The organism is Citrobacter sp. KTE30, assembly GCF_000398825.1.
Lineage (GTDB): Bacteria > Pseudomonadota > Gammaproteobacteria > Enterobacterales > Enterobacteriaceae > Citrobacter > Citrobacter freundii.
On the sequence record NZ_KB976055.1, the window covers coordinates 423,236 to 441,747 of the forward strand.

The 18,512-nt window shown below is 53.0% G+C and carries 18 protein-coding genes and 1 other annotated feature; of the genes, 13 read left to right on the forward strand and 5 right to left on the reverse strand.

The genetic code is table 11. The annotated features are described in order from the left end of the window. The first annotated feature begins 269 nt into the window (after positions 1-269). Together sltY and trpR are read left to right on the forward strand one after the other, a co-directional pair. The gene (sltY, locus tag WC1_RS20670; protein WP_016149518.1) at positions 270-2,207 is read left to right on the forward strand and encodes a murein transglycosylase; all 1,938 of its coding nucleotides are present in this window, start codon (positions 270-272) and stop codon (positions 2,205-2,207) included. 89 nt (positions 2,208-2,296) lie between these two features. Then, positions 2,297-2,623: a trp operon repressor gene (gene trpR, locus WC1_RS20665; protein ID WP_003837292.1), complete on the forward strand. Its 327-nt coding sequence runs from the start codon at positions 2,297-2,299 to the stop codon at positions 2,621-2,623. A gap of 55 nt (positions 2,624-2,678) precedes the next feature. Here the strand turns inward: trpR and yjjX are convergent, their stop codons facing one another. Beyond that, the gene (gene yjjX / locus WC1_RS20660) at positions 2,679-3,194 is read right to left on the reverse strand and encodes an inosine/xanthosine triphosphatase (protein ID WP_016149519.1); all 516 of its coding nucleotides are present in this window, start codon (positions 3,192-3,194) and stop codon (positions 2,679-2,681) included. A gap of 52 nt (positions 3,195-3,246) precedes the next feature. Here yjjX and gpmB point away from each other — a divergent pair, with 52 nt between their 5' ends. Then, positions 3,247-3,894 carry a 2,3-diphosphoglycerate-dependent phosphoglycerate mutase GpmB gene (gpmB, locus tag WC1_RS20655; RefSeq protein WP_003019006.1) on the forward strand — a complete coding sequence of 216 codons (648 nt, stop codon included), beginning with the start codon at positions 3,247-3,249 and terminating at the stop codon, positions 3,892-3,894. Here gpmB and robA read toward each other — a convergent pair. After that, positions 3,891-4,760, reverse strand: a complete 870-nt coding sequence (gene robA, locus WC1_RS20650; protein ID WP_003837295.1) for an MDR efflux pump AcrAB transcriptional activator RobA — start codon at positions 4,758-4,760, stop codon at positions 3,891-3,893. The two genes, gpmB and robA, sit on opposite strands and share 4 nt — an antisense overlap. A 211-nt stretch (positions 4,761-4,971) precedes the next feature. Here robA and creA point away from each other — a divergent pair, with 211 nt between their 5' ends. The 4 genes from creA to creD are packed head-to-tail and all read left to right on the forward strand — an operon-like array spanning position 4,972 to position 8,990. After that, positions 4,972-5,445 (forward strand): protein CreA, encoded by a 474-nt coding sequence (gene creA, locus WC1_RS20645; RefSeq protein WP_003018998.1) that lies wholly within the window; start codon positions 4,972-4,974, stop codon positions 5,443-5,445. Positions 5,446-5,457: 12 nt separating this feature from the next. Next, positions 5,458-6,147, forward strand: coding sequence for a two-component system response regulator CreB (gene creB / locus WC1_RS20640; protein ID WP_016149520.1), 690 nt, complete (start codon positions 5,458-5,460; stop codon positions 6,145-6,147). Next, positions 6,147-7,571 (forward strand): two-component system sensor histidine kinase CreC, encoded by a 1,425-nt coding sequence (gene creC, locus WC1_RS20635; RefSeq protein WP_016149521.1) that lies wholly within the window; start codon positions 6,147-6,149, stop codon positions 7,569-7,571. Before creB ends, creC begins: the two co-directional genes overlap by 1 nt. Before the next feature lie 57 nt (positions 7,572-7,628). Next, positions 7,629-8,990: a cell envelope integrity protein CreD gene (creD, locus tag WC1_RS20630; protein ID WP_016149522.1), complete on the forward strand. Its 1,362-nt coding sequence runs from the start codon at positions 7,629-7,631 to the stop codon at positions 8,988-8,990. 61 nt (positions 8,991-9,051) lie between these two features. On the opposite strand, the gene arcA is transcribed toward creD, so the two are convergent. Beyond that, positions 9,052-9,768 (reverse strand): two-component system response regulator ArcA, encoded by a 717-nt coding sequence (gene arcA / locus WC1_RS20625; protein ID WP_001194359.1) that lies wholly within the window; start codon positions 9,766-9,768, stop codon positions 9,052-9,054. A 95-nt stretch (positions 9,769-9,863) separates the two neighbouring features. On the opposite strand from arcA, the gene yjjY reads away from it, so the two are divergent. The 6 genes from yjjY to thrC all read left to right on the forward strand — a co-directional run bounded on the left by yjjY (position 9,864) and on the right by thrC (position 16,129). Beyond that, positions 9,864-10,004, forward strand: coding sequence for a YjjY family protein (yjjY, locus tag WC1_RS24605; protein WP_042998021.1), 141 nt, complete (start codon positions 9,864-9,866; stop codon positions 10,002-10,004). A 398-nt stretch (positions 10,005-10,402) separates the two neighbouring features. Next, positions 10,403-11,089: a tRNA/rRNA methyltransferase gene (locus WC1_RS20620; protein ID WP_003018988.1), complete on the forward strand. Its 687-nt coding sequence runs from the start codon at positions 10,403-10,405 to the stop codon at positions 11,087-11,089. Positions 11,090-11,295: 206 nt separating this feature from the next. Continuing rightward, positions 11,296-11,422, forward strand: a sequence feature (Thr leader region). Then, positions 11,301-11,366, forward strand: coding sequence for a thr operon leader peptide (gene thrL / locus WC1_RS23230; protein WP_032337689.1), 66 nt, complete (start codon positions 11,301-11,303; stop codon positions 11,364-11,366). (Overlaps the previous feature by 66 nt.) Positions 11,423-11,445: 23 nt before the next feature. Beyond that, positions 11,446-13,908, forward strand: coding sequence for a bifunctional aspartate kinase/homoserine dehydrogenase I (thrA, locus tag WC1_RS20615; RefSeq protein ID WP_016149523.1), 2,463 nt, complete (start codon positions 11,446-11,448; stop codon positions 13,906-13,908). A gap of 1 nt (position 13,909) precedes the next feature. Next, positions 13,910-14,839 carry a homoserine kinase gene (thrB, locus tag WC1_RS20610; RefSeq protein WP_003018982.1) on the forward strand — a complete coding sequence of 310 codons (930 nt, stop codon included), beginning with the start codon at positions 13,910-13,912 and terminating at the stop codon, positions 14,837-14,839. A 3-nt stretch (positions 14,840-14,842) separates the two neighbouring features. Further along, positions 14,843-16,129 carry a threonine synthase gene (thrC, locus tag WC1_RS20605; protein WP_016149524.1) on the forward strand — a complete coding sequence of 429 codons (1,287 nt, stop codon included), beginning with the start codon at positions 14,843-14,845 and terminating at the stop codon, positions 16,127-16,129. Between the two features lie 84 nt (positions 16,130-16,213). Here thrC and yaaA read toward each other — a convergent pair whose 3' ends face one another. After that, positions 16,214-16,987 (reverse strand): peroxide stress protein YaaA, encoded by a 774-nt coding sequence (gene yaaA / locus WC1_RS20600; protein ID WP_003018978.1) that lies wholly within the window; start codon positions 16,985-16,987, stop codon positions 16,214-16,216. A gap of 77 nt (positions 16,988-17,064) precedes the next feature. After that, the gene (locus WC1_RS20595) at positions 17,065-18,495 is read right to left on the reverse strand and encodes an alanine/glycine:cation symporter family protein (RefSeq protein WP_016149525.1); all 1,431 of its coding nucleotides are present in this window, start codon (positions 18,493-18,495) and stop codon (positions 17,065-17,067) included. Between the last annotated feature and the right edge of the window lie 17 nt (positions 18,496-18,512).

The following is an 18,512-nucleotide window of genomic DNA, read 5'->3' on the forward strand; positions in this document are numbered from 1 at the left end:
TTCACCCCAGTCACGTACTTTTGTACGCTCAGGGGATTCACTTCCTCGCCGCCTTGCTGCAACTTGAATTATTTAGGGCTAATTATTGGTAAATAGTTATCAAAGGCGAAGTGTAGCCTTTTTCATTGTCCAATCCCAGCCAGCAGATCCCACTCGCAACAAAAGTAAAAAAGTGTCCGTGACGTGGCGCATTCTGCAATGTCTGGTTAGCATGAATGAATTAAGCGGCATGATGCTGCACAGACGTAACATGAGAAGAGGAAGAGCTTGTGGACAAAGCCAAACAATTTACCTGGCGCCTGCTGGCTGCCAGCGTATGTCTGCTGACGGTCAGTCAAGTAGCGCGAGCGGATTCCCTGGATGAGCAGCGCAATCGCTATGCGCAAATTAAGCAGGCCTGGGATAACCGACAGATGGATGTCGTAGAGCAGATGATGCCTGGCCTGAAGAACTATCCTCTGTATCCTTATCTGGAATATCGCCAGATCACTGACGATCTGATGAATCAGCCCACCATTACCGTCACCAATTTTGTGCGCGCCAACCCGACGCTGCCCCCGGCGCGTACTCTGCAATCTCGTTTCGTGAATGAACTGGCGCGCCGCGAAGACTGGCGTGGGCTGCTGGCGTTCAGTCCGGAAAAACCGGGCACCACCGAAGCGCAATGTAACTATTACTTCGCGAAATGGAGTACCGGGCAAACTGAAGAAGCCTGGCAGGGGGCGAAAGAACTGTGGCTGAGCGGAAAAAGTCAGCCGAACGCCTGTGACAAATTATTCGGCGTATGGCGTGCCTCAGGCACTCAGGATCCGCTGGCGTATCTGGAACGTATTCGTCTGGCGATGAAAGCCGGGAATACCGGACTGGTCACGGCGTTGGCCGGACAGATGCCCGCGCAATACCAAACCATTGCTTCAGCGATCATCGCGCTGGCCAACGATCCGAATTCGGTAATGACCTTTGCTCGCACCACCGGCGCAACGGATTTCACCCGACAGATGGCGGCGGTCGCCTTTGCCAGCGTGGCGCGTCAGGATGTGGAGAATGCCCGCCTGATGATCCCTTCCCTGGTGCAGGCGCAACAGTTGAATGACGAGCAAACCCAGGAGCTGCGCGACATTGTCGCCTGGCGTCTGATGGGCAATGACGTTACCGACGAGCAGGCCAAATGGCGTGATGATGCGATTATGCGCTCCAACTCCACCTCGCTTGTGGAGCGCCGGGTGCGCATGGCGCTGGGAACCGGCGATCGTCGTGGCCTGAATACCTGGCTGGCGCGTCTGCCAATGGAAGCCAAAGAAAAAGATGAGTGGCGCTACTGGCAAGCGGATCTGCTGCTGGAGCGCGGACGCGATGCGGAAGCCAAAGAGATCCTGCACCAACTCATGCAGCAGCGCGGTTTCTATCCGATGGTGGCGGCGCAGCGCCTGGGCGAAGAGTACGAGCTGAAAGTGGATAAAGCACCAGCGAACGTTGATTCTGCGCTGACTCAGGGCTCGGAAATGGCACGCGTCCGCGAGCTAATGTACTGGAACATGGATAATACTGCGCGCAGTGAATGGGCTAATCTGGTCTCCAGCCGTACCAAGTCCGAGCAGGCTCAGTTGGCGCGTTACGCGTTCAACAATCACTGGTGGGATCTAAGCGTTCAGGCGACGATCGCCGGAAAGCTGTGGGATCATCTGGAAGAGCGCTTCCCATTGGCCTATAAAGATCTTTTTACCCGTTACACCAGCGGCAAGGATATTCAGCCAAGCTATGCGATGGCGATAGCGCGTCAGGAAAGCGCCTGGAACCCGAAAGTGAAATCACCGGTTGGCGCAAGCGGGCTGATGCAGATTATGCCGGGTACGGCGACGCATACGGTGAAAATGTTCTCGATTCCAGGTTACAGCAGTCCGAGCCAGCTATTGGATCCTGATACCAACATCAACATCGGAACCAGCTATTTGCAGTACGTGTATCAGCAATTTGGCAATAACCGCATCTTTGCGTCAGCAGCCTATAACGCCGGTCCGGGACGCGTTCGCACCTGGCTTGGCAATAGCGCTGGCCGCATTGATGCCGTCGCGTTTGTCGAGAGCATTCCATTCTCAGAGACGCGTGGTTATGTGAAGAACGTGCTGGCTTACGATGCGTACTATCGCTATTTCCTCGGCGATAAACCGGAGTTGATGAGCGACGCAGAATGGCAACGTCGTTACTGATTGTGTCGATTGTGTTATGCTATCGTACTCGTTAAAGAGTACAAAAGGGGGAGGCAAGCACGCTTCCCCCGCAACGATGGCGATATCTTATGACTCAGCAATCACCCTATTCAGCAGAGATGGCAGAACAACGTCACCAGGAGTGGTTACGTTTTGTCGATCTGCTTAAACACGCCTACGAACAAGATTTACACCTGCCACTGCTCAATTTGATGTTAACGCCGGATGAGCGTGAAGCGTTGGGCACGCGTGTGCGTATCATTGAAGAGCTGCTGCGCGGTGAGATGAGCCAGCGTGAGCTTAAAAACGAGCTCGGGGCGGGGATTGCTACTATTACGCGAGGATCGAACAGCCTCAAATCCGCGCCGGTGGATCTGCGTCAGTGGCTGGAACAGGTGTTGCTCGGGAAAAATTGATCCGCCGGATGTGGCTTTGCCTTATCCGGCCTACGATTGAACATCCGGCACAATGCTATAAATACACCGCGTTATGAAACGGGCTGAGCGCCAGAATCACCGCCTGATGGTAGACGCTCGAGCGCGTCAGCTTACCCGCGGTAAAGACGCCGATTGCGCCCTCTTTACGGCCAATCTCATCAATACCTGTATAGTCCGACATCACCGGGCCGAGTGCTTCACCTTTGCGGACTCTGTCGAGAATGACAGTAGGCAATGGCAGCGTGGCTGAACGGGCTTCACCGCGCCGGTGGCCGTTATCAATCACCACCCAACTGAAGGTGGCATCGTCGTCAATTCCTGCTTCAATGGCGACCCAGAAATCAGCCTGCGGGTGCTGGCGGCGAGCGTTATCAACGCGATTTCGTGCGCCAGTGCGCGTTTCCTGGTTTCCGAAAGGTTGTTCCGGCACGCCACTCTCGACGGCGACGGGTTCTATATGGCAGGATCCTTCCCCGAAAATCTCTTCAAATGCCCGCAGAATTGCCTGAATTTTGGCAGGATTGGTGGTCGCAGAGATAACCTTGTGCATAATTAAGCTCAGTTTGAAAATTCATCGCATCGCAGTATAACGGAAAAAAAGCATGTTACAGGTATACCTTGTTCGCCATGGCGAAACGCAGTGGAACGCCGAGCGACGTATTCAAGGCCAGTCAGACAGCCCACTAACCGCTAAAGGTGAACAGCAAGCCATGCAGGTGGGTGAACGCGCTCGCTCGTTTGGTATTACGCATGTCATCAGTAGCGATCTTGGTCGTACACGACGCACCGCAGAAATCATCGCCCAGGCCTGTGGCTGTGATATCACCTATGACTCCCGTCTGCGCGAGCTAAATATGGGTGTGCTGGAAAAACGTCACATCGATACGCTGACGCCGGAGGAAGAGGGCTGGCGTCGCCAGTTGGTGAACGGTACGGTGGATGGGCGTATCCCTGAAGGGGAATCGATGCAGGAATTGAGCGATCGCGTCAACGCAGCGCTGGCATCCTGTCTGGAATTGCCGCCGGGAAGTCGTCCGCTGCTGGTCAGTCACGGTATCGCGCTGGGTTGCCTGGTGAGTACAATTCTTGGATTACCGGCATGGGCTGAACGTCGCTTGCGTCTGCGCAACTGTTCTATTTCTCGCGTTGATTACCAGGAAAGCTTATGGCTGGCGCCGGGATGGGTCGTTGAAACGGCAGGGGACATCTCACATCTGGACGCCCCTGCGTTGGATGAACTACAGCGCTAGCGGCGAATCGGAATCAGGAATTCGCAGCGCAGGTTGATCGGGCGATCTCCCGCTTTGGCATCTTCTGCCGGGTAATATCGCTCGATATCCTGTCCTTTACGGCGCGTCAGGTTCAGCATTGGCATGCATGTGCCGTAAACCGTCAGGATAAACTCTTGCACGCCGGTTCCCAGCCCTTCGTAGGTAAACATCACGTACTCGCCACCCTGTAACAGGATAGGCTGCGCCGACGGCACATAGCCATTGGCCTGTTCCGGCGTCAGTGCAGTGGTGTAAAACACTTCCTGCTCGTCATCTTTTTCAATGCTCGGACGCGTTTCGTTAAGCCCGTACAGGACTGGCGGGATCGCAGGAGCCTGACTGAGGAAGTCGCGCCAGAACTGAATACGCATTTCATGACGGAAATCTGAAATCTGTTCCAGCGAGCAGGAATAGCTTTGCGTGGTGCCGAGTAGTTGCGTATCTTCCAGGGTGACAAACTCGTGCGCAGGCATCGCAAATTCACCCAGGCGCATTGGCGGGCGAATACCAAACGCACTCCATTCCGGGGAGCGACGATACAGCGCAGGCGTTTGGGAAAACTGTTTCTTGAACGCGCGAGTAAAGGTTTGTTGAGAGTCGAAGCGATATTGCAGCGCAATATCCAAAATTGGGCGCGCAGTCAGGCGCAGCGCCACTGCAGATTTCGATAAACGACGGGCGCGGATATAGGCGCCAATAGCATGGCCCGTCACGTCCTTAAACATTCTCTGCAGGTGCCACTTGGAATAGCCCGCTTTTGCCGCCACATTGTCAAGCGACAAAGGCTGATCCAGATGACCTTCCAGCCAGATTAATAGGTCGCGAATAATGCCAGCCTGATCCATAAAATATCCTCATCCTTTCAACAACGAGTACCTGACGTCAGGTATGAGGATAATAGCATTTTTTGCTGTTTTAGCATTCAGTGTTTTTTTTGCTCATAAATGCTTTTTTCGGACATACGAAAGCGTGATTATTGTAATCCTGTGATCTGTATACGTTTTATCTTAGAATGTCGAATAATTGCACAGAGTAACTTTTAAAAATGGTAACAATATGAAATATAAGAGCTTAGTCATTTCCTCAATTCTGCTGATGTTGGCGCAGGTTGCCCATGCGGAGCAGATTGGATCTGTCGATACGGTGTTCAAAATGTTCGGCCCGGATCATAAAATTGTGGTCGAAGCGTTTGACGATCCGGATGTTACCAACGTGACCTGCTACGTGAGTCGGGCGAAGACTGGCGGCATCAAAGGTGGTCTGGGGCTGGCGGAAGATACCTCCGATGCCGCCATTTCCTGCCAGCAGGTTGGGCCGGTAGAACTGAGCGACAGAATCAAGAACGGTAAAGCTCAGGGCGAAGTGGTATTTAAAAAACGTACCTCGCTGGTGTTTAAATCTTTACAGGTCGTGCGTTTTTACGATGCGAAACGTAATGCGCTGGCCTATCTGGCTTATTCAGATAAAGTCGTCGATGGATCGCCCAAAAATGCCATTAGTGCGGTACCCATCATGCCGTGGCGGCAATAACAAGGAAGCACAATGCAACAGCCGTTGATCTGGTTGGTTGAGGATGAGCAGGGAATCGCTGATACGCTTATCTACATGCTGCAGCAAGAGGGGTTTAGCGTAGAGGCGTTTGAGCGCGGATTTCCCGTGCTGGAGAAGTCTCGCCAGCAATGCCCTGATGCCATCATTCTGGATGTCGGGCTACCGGATATAAGCGGTTTTGAACTGTGCCGACGTTTACTTGAACGCCACCCGGCGTTGCCGATCCTGTTTCTGACCGCACGCAGCGATGAAGTGGATCGCCTGTTGGGGCTGGAAATTGGCGCGGATGACTATGTTGCCAAGCCTTTCTCGCCGCGTGAAGTGTGCGCGCGTGTGCGTACGCTGCTGCGGCGGGTGCAAAAATTCTCCACGCCTTCATTGACAACGCGCTGTGGGGATTTTGAACTTAATGAGCTGGCCGCGCAGATTACTTGGTTCGGCATGCCGTTGAACCTGACGCGCTATGAATTCCTGCTGCTGAAAACATTCCTGATGTCGCCGGGACGTATTTACTCCCGCCAACAACTGATGGATTTAGTCTGGGCCGATGCGCAGGATACCTTTGATAGAACGGTCGATACCCACATCAAAACGCTGCGCGCCAAGCTGCGGGCCATCAACCCCGAGCTTTCCCCCATCAATACGCATCGTGGTATGGGATACAGCCTGAGGAGCGTCTGATGCGCATTGGCATGCGTTTGCTGCTCGGCTATTTTCTGATTGTTGCCGTCGCTGCCTGGTTCGTTCTGTCTATCTTTGTGCAGGAAATTAAGCCAGGCGTCCGTCGAGCGACTGAGGGCACATTGATTGATACCGCCACGCTGCTGGCTGTGCTGGCGCGTGATGACTTACTCTCTGATACCCCCGCCAACGGCAAGCTGGCGCAGGCCTTTTCGCAACTGCATAACCGCCCATTCCGCGCCAATATCAGCGGCATTAACAAAGTACGTAATGAATACCATGTCTACATGACGGACGCACAGGGCAAGGTGGTGTTTGATTCAGCTAATCAGGCCGTCGGTCAGGACTACTCCCGCTGGAACGACGTGTGGTTAACATTACGTGGGCAGTATGGCGCTCGTAGTACGCCGCAAAATCCGGACGACCCGGAAAGCTCGGTGATGTACGTTGCCGCGCCGATTGTAGACGGTGGTCGTATTATCGGTGTGCTCAGTGTCGGCAAACCAAATGCAGCGATGGCGCCGGTGATTAAACGCAGTGAACGGCGAATGCTGTGGGCCAGCGCCGTATTGCTGGGTATTGCCCTGGTGATTGGCTTCGGGATGGTATGGTGGATAAACCGCTCCATTGCCCGGCTGGCGCGTTATGCCGATTCCGTTACTGAGAATCGCCCCGTCCCACTGCCTGATTTAGGCAGTAGCGAGTTACGCAAACTGGCGCAGGCGCTGGAAAGTATGCGTCTGAAGCTCGAAGGCAAGAACTACATTGAGCAGTATGTCTACGCGTTAACCCATGAGCTGAAAAGCCCGCTGGCGGCCATTCGTGGCGCGGCGGAGATACTGCGCGAAGGTCCGCCGCCAAACGTGGTAGCGCGCTTTACCGATAATATTCTGACGCAAAATGCGCGCATGCAGGCGCTGGTTGAAACCTTGTTACGTCAGGCGCGACTGGAGAATCGGCAGGACATTACGTTGACGCCAGTGGCGGTAGATGCGCTGTTTGCTCAGCTTAAAGAGGCGCGTAGCGTGCAGCTGGCGGCAAAAAACATCACGCTGACCATTCTGCCTTCATCGCTTAGCGTCGCAGCCGATCCCGCGTTACTGGAGCAGGCATTGGGGAATTTACTCGACAACGCTATCGACTTTACGCCACAGGACGGGACGATTGTTCTGAGTGCACATCAGCACGAGGATCGGGTCACGTTGCAGGTTACCGACAGCGGTAGCGGGATCCCTGACTTTGCGTTGCCGCGTATTTTTGAGCGCTTCTACTCGCTGCCCCGCGAGAATGGACACAAGAGCAGCGGTTTGGGGCTGGCGTTTGTCAGTGAAGTTGCACGACTGCATGAAGGCGCGGTGACATTATCTAACCGACCAGAAGGCGGTGCACAAGCTTCGTTTACGCTTCACCGTCACTTCACATAACTTCAAATTCTCCGCACATAGCTGTTCTACCTTGCTGATATTGCAAAGGAGAACGCTATGTTGAAATCACCCCTGTTCTGGAAAATCGTCACTCTGGGTGGCGCCATGCTGCTGTTGTTAATTCCCCTGACAATGGTCAGGCAGATAATCGTAGAGCGATCGGATTATCGCAATGACGTTGAAGATGCAATCCGCCAGAGCACCAGCGGACCGCAAAAGATGGTCGGCCCGTTGATAGCCATTCCGGTGACAGAGCTTTATACCTCGCTGGAGGATGGCAAAGAGATCCAGCGTAAGCGAAGCTATATCCATTTCTGGCTGCCGGAGTCGTTGGTGGTTGAGGGGAGTCAGAACGTTGAAGCGCGTAAAATCGGTATTTATGAGGGCCAGGTCTGGCACAATGACCTCTCGGTGAAGGCCGAGTTTAACGCTGAACGTTTGCGTGATTTAAACCATCCCAACGTCAGCGTCGGCAAACCATTTATCGTGGTTGGAGTGGGGGATGCGCGCGGGATTGGTGTGGTGCAAGCGCCGCAGGTCAATGGAACGTCGCTGGCGGTTGAGCCGGGGACGGGGTTGGATGGACGTGCGCAGGGGATCCACATTCCGTTACCCGACGCGAGCTGGGCGGAGCAAAACCTGAGCATGACGCTGTCGCTGAATTTGAGCGGAACAGGAGATTTCTCCGTTGTTCCGGTTGGCCGTAACAGTGAAATGACCTTAACCAGCAATTGGTCGCATCCCAACTTTCTTGGGGATTTTCTTCCGGCTAAGCGCGAAATCAGTGAGTCTGGATTCAATGCACAGTGGCAAAGCAGTTGGTTTGCCAATAACCTCGGCGAACGCTTTGATGGCGAAAAGATTGGCTGGGAGGGAATGCCTGCATTTAGCGTCGCTGTCGCCACGCCTGCGGATCAATACCAACTGACGGACAGGGCGACAAAATATGCCATTTTGCTGATTGTGCTGACCTTTATGTCTTTCTTTGTTCTTGAAAGCATGACCAGCCTTCGACTGCACCCGATGCAGTACCTGCTGGTGGGATTATCGCTGGTGATGTTTTATCTGTTGCTGCTGGCGTTGTCAGAACATATTGGTTTTACCGCCGCGTGGATTACGGCGAGTCTGGTGGGGGCGTTGATGAACGGTGTGTATCTGCAGGCGATATTACAGGGTTGGCTTAAGAGTATTTTGTTCACCGTAGCGCTGCTGGGGCTGGATGGTGTGATGTGGGTGTTGCTCCGTTCACAGGACAGCTCTTTACTGCTGGGAACCGGCGTGCTGTTGGTCGCGTTGTGTGGCGTGATGTTCCTGACGCGTCATCTTGACTGGCACTCGCTGGCACAGCCAAAACCAAAGCCGACAGAAATTCCGGAGTCTCAGCCTGCGCAGAGTGACGAGTTTCGCTTATGGAAATAGGGCTGTGGTGAAATGAAAAACGGCGCATATTGCGCCGTTTTTTTTACCTGTGAGGATCGAATTAATCCTGCAGGTCGCCGCAGAAACGGTAGCCTTCCCCGTGAATGGTGGCGATGATTTCTGGCGTATCCGGCGTTGATTCGAAATGTTTACGAATGCGGCGGATAGTCACGTCAACGGTACGGTCATGCGGCTTCAGTTCGCGACCGGTCATTTTTTTCAGCAGTTCTGCGCGAGACTGGATTTTGCCCGGATTCTCACAGAAGTGAAGCATGGCGCGGAATTCGCTGCGTGGCAGTTTATACTGCTCGCCATCAGGACCAATCAGAGAGCGGCTGTTGATGTCCAGCTCCCAGCCATTGAACTTGTAGCTCTCGACGCTACGGCGTTCTTCGCTGACGGTACCCAGGTTCATGGTACGCGACAGCAGGTTACGAGCACGGATAGTCAGTTCGCGCGGGTTAAACGGCTTGGTGATGTAATCGTCTGCGCCGATTTCGAGGCCGAGAATTTTATCGACTTCGTTATCACGGCCCGTCAGGAACATCAGCGCAACGTTAGCTTGTTCGCGGAGTTCGCGCGCTAACAGGAGGCCATTTTTCCCAGGCAGATTGATATCCATAATCACAAGGTTGATGTCATATTCAGAGAGAATCTGATGCATTTCCGCGCCATCTGTCGCTTCGAATACATCATAGCCTTCTGCTTCGAAAATGCTTTTCAACGTGTTGCGTGTTACTAACTCGTCTTCAACGATAAGAATGTGCGGGGTCTGCATGTTTGCTACCTAAATTGCCAACTAAATCGAAACAGGAAGTACAAAAGTCCCTGACCTGCCTGATGCATGCCGTAAATTAACATGATCGGCGTAACATGACTAAAGTACGTAATTGCGTTCTTGATGCACTTTCCATCAACGTCAACAACATCATTAGCTTGGTCGTGGGTAGTTTCCCTCTGGACCCGACAGTGTCAAAAACGGCTGTCATCCTAACCATTTTAACAGCAACATAACAGGCTAAGACATGCCGGACACCCAATAAAACTACGCTTCGTTGACATATATCAAGTTCAATTGTAGCACGTTAACAGTTTGATGAAATCAACGTATCCAAATGTTTGCTTTCATCACAAAATTGCAATATTACAACTAGTTGCACGCGCTAATTAATAAATGTAATGAATCCAACCAATGCGATCCATTTTAAATTAAATTATCATGGATAAACAGAAGGATATGCAACTTTTGTTAACATAAAGGGCAATAGTTCAGTCTGGAAATAGTTTAGCATTTTTTACCGGATGCGAAATGCTTTTTCAGTGATTTCTGTTAAAAATATGTAAATTCGCGCTGCGTAATATGTTGATGCACGTCACATTATTACCTGCACATAGGCTAAAAGAGTATCGAAATGCGTTTAACAATTATTCTGGTTGCCCCCGCCAGAGCGGAAAATATTGGTGCGGCAGCCCGTGCGATGAAGACCATGGGATTCACCCAGTTGCGGATCGTTGACAGCGAGGCCCACCTGGAACCTGCCACGCGATGGGTTGCGCATGGCTCGGGTGATATTATTGATAATATTAACGTTTTTCCAACGTTAGCCGAGGCGCTTCACGACGTGGATTTTACCGTCGCGACCACGGCGCGCAGCCGCGCGAAGTTTCATTATTACGCTACGCCGGTCGAACTGGTTCCCCTGTTGCAGGAAAAATCAACGTGGATGGATCACGCCGCGCTGGTTTTTGGTCGTGAAGATTCGGGGCTGACCAACGAAGAATTGGCTCTGGCGGATGTCCTCACCGGGGTACCGATGGTGGCTGACTATCCATCACTCAATTTGGGGCAGGCGGTGATGGTGTATTGCTATCAATTAGCAGGTTTAATACAACAACCGGCCAGAAACATTGAGATGACGGATGAGCATCAGCTACAGGCATTGCGCGAACGTGTTTTGCGTTTATTAGCCACGCTGAACGTTTCTGACGACATTAAGTTGACGGACTGGCTGCAACAGCGAATGGGTCTGTTAGAGCAGCGAGACACGGCAATGTTGCACCGTTTTTTACATGATATAGAAAAAAATCTAACAAAATAAAGTGTTGATCAATGTTTGTTGTGCAGTGTTTTACTCTGGTTTCAAGTGGGCGAGACATGCTGTATTGGTTGAAAGTAAAAGGGCAAGCAGTCGCTCATGAACAAGTTTCGGAATGTGATCAATTTAAAAATTTATTGACTTAGGTCAGCAGATACTTTAACCCTAAAAGAATACAAGACAGACAGATAATAATTACAGAGCACACAACATCATGAAACGCATCAGCATCACTATTACCACAACCATCACCATTACCACAGGTAACGGTGCGGGCTGACGCGTACAGGAAACACAAGAAAAAGCCCGCACCTAAACAGTGCGGGCTTTTTTTTCGACCAAAGGCAATGAGGTAAACCATGCGAGTGTTGAAGTTCGGCGGTACATCAGTGGCAAATGCAGAGCGCTTTCTGCGGGTTGCCGATATTCTGGAAAGCAATGCCAGACAGGGGCAGGTCGCGACCGTGCTCTCTGCCCCCGCAAAAATTACCAACCATCTGGTGGCGATGATTGAGAAGACCATCGGTGGTCAGGATGCTTTAGCCAATATCAGCGACGCCGAACGTATTTTCTCTGAGCTGTTGGTGGGTTTGGCCGCTGCGCAGCCGGGTTTTCCGCTGGCTCCGCTCAAAGCCTTTGTTGAACAAGAGTTTGCCCAGATTAAACACGTCTTGCATGGCATCAGCCTGTTGGGACAGTGCCCGGACAGCATCAATGCCGCGCTTATCTGCCGCGGCGAAAAAATGTCGATCGCCATCATGGCTGGCCTGCTGGAAGCGCGCGGGCACAACGTGACGGTCATCGACCCGGTGGAGAAATTGCTGGCAGTCGGCCATTACCTCGAATCTACCGTTGATATCGCCGAATCTACGCGCCGCATTGCCGCCAGCCGTATTCCTGCGGACCACATGATTTTGATGGCCGGATTTACCGCCGGGAATGAGAAAGGTGAGTTAGTAGTGCTGGGGCGTAATGGCTCCGACTACTCTGCCGCCGTACTGGCCGCCTGTTTGCGCGCGGATTGTTGTGAGATCTGGACCGATGTTGACGGCGTATATACTTGCGATCCGCGTCAGGTACCCGACGCCCGACTGCTGAAGTCGATGTCTTATCAGGAAGCGATGGAGCTTTCTTACTTCGGCGCCAAAGTGCTGCACCCGCGCACCATTACCCCTATTGCCCAGTTCCAGATCCCTTGCCTGATTAAAAATACCGGCAATCCACAAGCGCCTGGCACGTTGATTGGCGCCAGCAGTGATGACGACGATTTGCCGGTAAAAGGTATTTCTAATCTCAATAACATGGCTATGTTTAGCGTTTCCGGCCCAGGAATGAAAGGCATGGTGGGTATGGCGGCACGCGTTTTTGCCGCAATGTCGCGTGCGGGCATTTCGGTAGTGCTGATCACCCAATCCTCTTCCGAATACAGCATCAGCTTCTGCGTCCCGCAGGGCGACTGCGCGCGTGCGCAACGCGCGATGCAGGATGAATTCTACCTCGAACTGAAAGAAGGCCTGCTGGAGCCGCTGGCGGTGACTGAGCGTCTGGCTATCATCTCTGTTGTTGGCGATGGTATGCGTACTCTGCGTGGCATTTCGGCGAAATTCTTTGCCGCGCTGGCTCGTGCGAACATCAATATCGTGGCGATCGCCCAGGGTTCGTCTGAGCGTTCTATTTCAGTGGTGGTGAACAACGACGACGCGACTACCGGCGTTCGCGTGACCCATCAAATGCTGTTCAACACCGACCAGGTGATTGAAGTGTTTGTGATTGGCGTAGGCGGGGTGGGCGGTGCGCTACTGGAGCAGCTTAAACGTCAGCAAACCTGGCTCAAAAAGAAGCATATCGATCTGCGCGTGTGCGGCGTGGCGAATTCGAAGGCTCTGCTGACCAACGTCCATGGTTTGAATCTGGAAAACTGGCAGGCGGAGCTGGAAAGCGCGAAAGAGCCATTCAACCTTGGGCGCTTAATTCGCCTGGTGAAAGAATATCATCTGCTTAATCCGGTGATTGTCGACTGTACGTCAAGCCAGGCGGTGGCGGATCAGTATGCTGATTTCCTGCGCGAAGGCTTCCATGTGGTTACGCCGAACAAAAAGGCCAACACCTCGTCGATGGATTACTACCATCAGCTGCGTTTTGCCGCCGCGAAGTCCCGGCGTAAATTCCTCTACGACACCAACGTGGGCGCAGGCTTGCCGGTAATTGAAAACCTGCAAAACCTGCTCAGCGCAGGTGATGAATTGCAGCGTTTCTCCGGTATTCTTTCCGGCTCGCTGTCGTTTATTTTCGGCAAGCTGGATGAAGGCATGAGCTTCTCGCAAGCCACCACCATGGCACGTGAGATGGGCTATACCGAGCCCGATCCGCGTGACGATCTTTCCGGCATGGATGTGGCACGTAAGCTGCTGATCCTCGCCCGTGAGACCGGTCGTGAGCTGGAGCTTTCAGACGTGGTCATTGAGCCAGTTCTGCCAAACGAGTTTGATGATTCTGGTGATGTATCCGCGTTTATGGCGAAATTGCCACAGTTGGATGACGTCTTTGCCGCGCGCGTGGCGAAAGCCCGTGATGAGGGAAAAGTATTGCGTTATGTTGGCAATATCGAAGAGGACGGCGTTTGTCGCGTGAAAATTGATGCAGTAGACGGCAACGATCCGCTGTTTAAAGTGAAAAACGGTGAGAACGCGCTGGCATTCTATAGCCACTACTATCAGCCGTTACCGTTGGTTCTGCGCGGATATGGCGCGGGTAACGACGTGACGGCAGCGGGCGTCTTTGCTGACCTGCTACGCACCCTTTCATGGAAGTTAGGAGTCTGACATGGTGAGAGTTTATGCCCCGGCTTCCAGTGCCAATATGAGCGTCGGGTTTGATGTGCTTGGTGCGGCAGTAACTCCGGTGGACGGTTCGCTGTTGGGCGATGTGGTGTCCGTTGAGGCGGCTGATCAGTTCAGCCTGAACAACCTTGGGCGCTTTGCCAACAAGCTGCCGTCAGAGCCGCGCGAAAATATTGTCTATCAGTGTTGGGAGCGATTCTGCCAGGAGCTGGGTAAAACGGTTCCGGTGGCGATGACGCTGGAAAAAAATATGCCGATTGGCTCCGGGTTAGGCTCCAGCGCCTGTTCCGTCGTGGCGGCGTTAGTCGCTATGAACGAACACTGCGGTAAGCCGCTCAACGATACGCGCCTGTTGGCGATAATGGGCGAGCTGGAAGGGCGTATCTCCGGCAGTATTCATTACGATAACGTTGCCCCGTGCTTTTTGGGCGGCATGCAGTTAATGATCGAAGAAAACGGCATTATCAGCCAGCAGGTGCCAGGCTTTGATGAGTGGCTATGGGTACTGGCGTATCCGGGGATTAAAGTGTCGACGGCAGAAGCGCGGGCGATTCTACCTGCGCAGTATCGCCGTCAGGACTGTATCGCCCACGGGCGACATCTGGCTGGATTTATCCATGCCTGCTATTCCCGTCAGCCTGGGCTTGCCGCGAAGCTGATGAAGGACGTCATTGCTGAGCCGTATCGTACCCGCTTGCTACCAGGCTTTAGTCAGGCGCGTCAGGCGGTAACAGAAATTGGCGCGCTGGCCAGCGGGATCTCCGGGTCAGGGCCGACGCTGTTCGCCTTGTGCGATAAGCCGGATACGGCGCAGCGCGTAGCAGATTGGCTGAGTAAAAATTACCTGCAAAATCAGGAAGGCTTTGTTCATATTTGCCGGCTGGACACGGCGGGCGCACGGGTACTGGGATAATCAATGAAACTGTATAATCTGAAAGATCATAACGAGCAGGTCAGCTTTGCGCAGGCCGTCACGCAAGGGCTTGGCAAGAATCAGGGATTGTTTTTTCCGCACGATCTACCGGAATTCAATCTGACAGAAGTGGATGAGATGCTGAACCAGGACTTCGTTAGCCGCAGCGCGAAGATCCTGTCCGCATTTATTGGTGATGAGATCCCTCAGGAAATTCTGGAAAAACGCGTGCGTGCTGCATTTGCTTTTCCGGCACCGGTTGCTCAGGTTGCCGCAGATGTCGGCTGTCTGGAACTGTTCCACGGCCCTACGCTTGCATTTAAAGACTTTGGCGGGCGCTTTATGGCGCAAATGCTGACGCACATCAGCGGCGACAAGCCGGTAACCATTCTGACGGCGACCTCAGGTGATACCGGCGCGGCGGTTGCACATGCCTTTTATGGCCTGAAAAATGTGCGCGTGGTGATCCTCTACCCGAACGGCAAGATCAGCCCATTACAGGAAAAACTGTTCTGTACGCTGGGCGGTAACATTGAAACTGTAGCGATTGATGGCGATTTTGATGCCTGCCAGGCGCTGGTGAAACAGGCGTTTGATGACGAAGAGCTGAAGGTGGCTCTGGGACTGAACTCGGCTAATTCAATTAACATCAGCCGTCTGCTGGCGCAAATCTGTTACTACTTTGAGGCTGTGGCTCAGCTACCGCAAGAGGCGCGGAATCAGCTGGTGATTTCTGTTCCCAGCGGTAACTTTGGCGATCTGACCGCCGGGCTGCTGGCGAAATCACTGGGCTTGCCGGTGAAGCGTTTTATCGCGGCGACTAACGTTAACGATACGGTTCCGCGTTTCCTTGCTGAAGGTGAGTGGGCGCCGAAAGCGACTCAGGCGACGTTATCGAATGCGATGGATGTCAGCCAGCCGAACAACTGGCCGCGCGTGGAAGAACTGTTCCGCCGTAAAATCTGGCGTCTGAATGAGCTGGGTTATGCCGCCGTTGATGATGCCACGACTCAGGACACCATGCGTGAGTTACATGAGATAGGCTACACCTCAGAACCGCATGCGGCGGTGGCTTACCGTGCGCTGCGTGACCAACTGAACCCTGGCGAGTACGGCCTGTTCCTTGGTACTGCGCATCCGGCGAAGTTTAAAGAAAGCGTTGAAGAGATTCTTGATCTGACGCTGGCGTTGCCAAAAGAGCTGGCGGAACGCGCGGACTTGCCGCTGCTTTCTCATCACCTGCCTGCTGATTTTGCGCAACTGCGTAAGCTGATGATGACCCGCGGGTAATGGTTGTGCCCGCTGGCGCTTTGCTTAGCGGGCCTACAAAACCTGTAGGCCGGATAAGGCGTTAGCCGTCATCCGGCATGTAAATTATTGCTCGTGGCGTTTAAACACCAGTTCGCCGTTTCCTGACGCTTCTTCATCAAAGAAATAGCCTTCGCTGTTAAATGCGGTCAGCTGTTCCGGCTGCGTTAAGCGGTTCTCAATGATGTAGCGGCTCATCAGGCCGCGCGCTTTCTTGGCATAAAAGCTGATGACTTTGAACTTGCCGTTTTTCTCGTCTAGGAAGACTGGTTTAATCAGCTCGGCATTGAGCTTTTTCGGCTTCACGGATTTAAAATACTCATCCGAAGCGAGATTAATCACCACGCTGTCGCCTTGTGCTTCAAGTGCTTCATTAAGTTTATCGGTGATGATATCTCCCCAGAACTGGTAGAGATCTTTACCCTTCGCATTGGCCAAACGAATGCCCATCTCCAGACGATAAGGCTGCATCAAATCCAGCGGACGTAGAACGCCGTACAGTCCGGACAACATCCTTAAATGCTGCTGAGCGAAGTCGAAATCCGCCTCGCTGAAGGTTTCAGCCTGCAGCCCGGTATACACGTCGCCCTTAAATGCCAGAATGGCCTGGCGCGCATTGTCCGGCGTGAAGTCAGGCTGCCAGTCATGGAAACGCGTGGCATTCAAATCCGCCAGTTTGTCGCTAATTCCCATCAGCTTGCCAATCTGCGGCGCAGAGAGCTGGCGCGCCACATGGATAAGCTGCTGAGAGTGATCCAGCAGTTCGGGTAGCGTATGGCGTGTTGTTGCCAGCGGACTTTGGTAGTCGAGCGTTTTTGCAGGTGAAATCAGAATCAGCATATCCAGTCCTTGCAGGAAATTTACTGCGACTTTAGCAAAAAAAACGACAGATTTGATCGATGGTTGTGATTGCCGCGCTATCCGCGCGGCGTTTCATCCCAGCTTTCGGGGGCAAGCTGTTGTCTGATATCAGGATAACGGCGCGGATCGAATTCCGGGCGCACCCCGAGTTTACGCTGGCGCAGATAATCGCTGGCGATGGTATGGACAACCGGAGAAAGCAGCAGAATCGCTGTCAGGTTAGTAATGGCCATACAAGCCATAATGATATCGGCCAACTGCCAGACCAGCGGGAAGCTGACAAACGTTCCGCCGATAATGGTGCTAATGGTAGCGATTCGCAATAGCCAGATGATGCGCATATTGTCCAGTTTCAGAAAGACGAGATTGTTCTCCGCATAGATGTAGTTGGCGACGATCGAGCTAAAGGCAAACAGAATCACAATAAAAGCCACGAATCCGGCTCCCCATTCTCCCGTCAGCGTTACCATTGCTTTTTGAAGTAACTGGATGCCTTCCATTGGCACATAGCTGGTGCCATTGCCTGCCAACAGAATAATCATCGCGCTAGCCGTACAGACCACGAGAGTGTCGCCTAATACCCCAATCATTTGCACAATGCCTTGTGCCGCAGGATGCGGTGGCCAGGAGGCGGCCGATGCGGCTGCATTCGGCGTAGATCCCATTCCGGCTTCGTTAGAAAACATGCCGCGCTGAAAACCGTTGGCAATAGCCTGGCTTAGCGTATATCCGGCCGCACCCGCTGCTGCTTCCTGCCAGCCAAAGGCGCTTTTTATAATGGTGACGATAATGTCGGGAAGCTGCCCGATATGCCACAGACAGATGATGATGCTACTTCCAACCCACAGCAGTGCCATCATCGGAACGAACCATTGCATCAGGCGTGCGACGCCTTTAATACCGCCGACGATGACCAGTAATGACACTATTGCCAGTGCGATACCGGAGTAGAGGGGAGGGATGTCAAAAGCAAAGGTCAACGCACGAGAGACCGAGTTCGCCTGAACGCTGTTAAAAATCAGTCCATAGGCAATCAGTAAAAAGATGGCAAAAAGGACGCCCATCCAGCGCATGCCCAGACCACGTGCCATATACCACGCAGGGCCACCGCGGAACTGTCCTTTGCTATCGCGTTCTTTATACAGTTGGGCAAGTGAGCACTCGGCGAATGACGTTGCCATACCAATGACCGCTGAGACCCACATCCAGAAAATGGCTCCAGGGCCGCCAGCGGCGATCGCCAACGCTACGCCGGCCAGGTTCCCGCTACCGATACGCGCGGCAAGGCTGGTGCACAGAGCCTGAAAGGAAGTTAAACCGCCCGGCTGCGGGCTAATGCTGTTTTTAAGACTTGTGCCAAACTGGCGAATGTAGCGGAACTGCACGAACCCTGTACGCCAGGTGAACCAACATCCTGCGCCAAGCAGGAGGTAGATCATCACCGATCCCCAGAGTATTTCATTAATAAATGAGAAAAAATCAGGCATTAACATCCCTCTTGTTG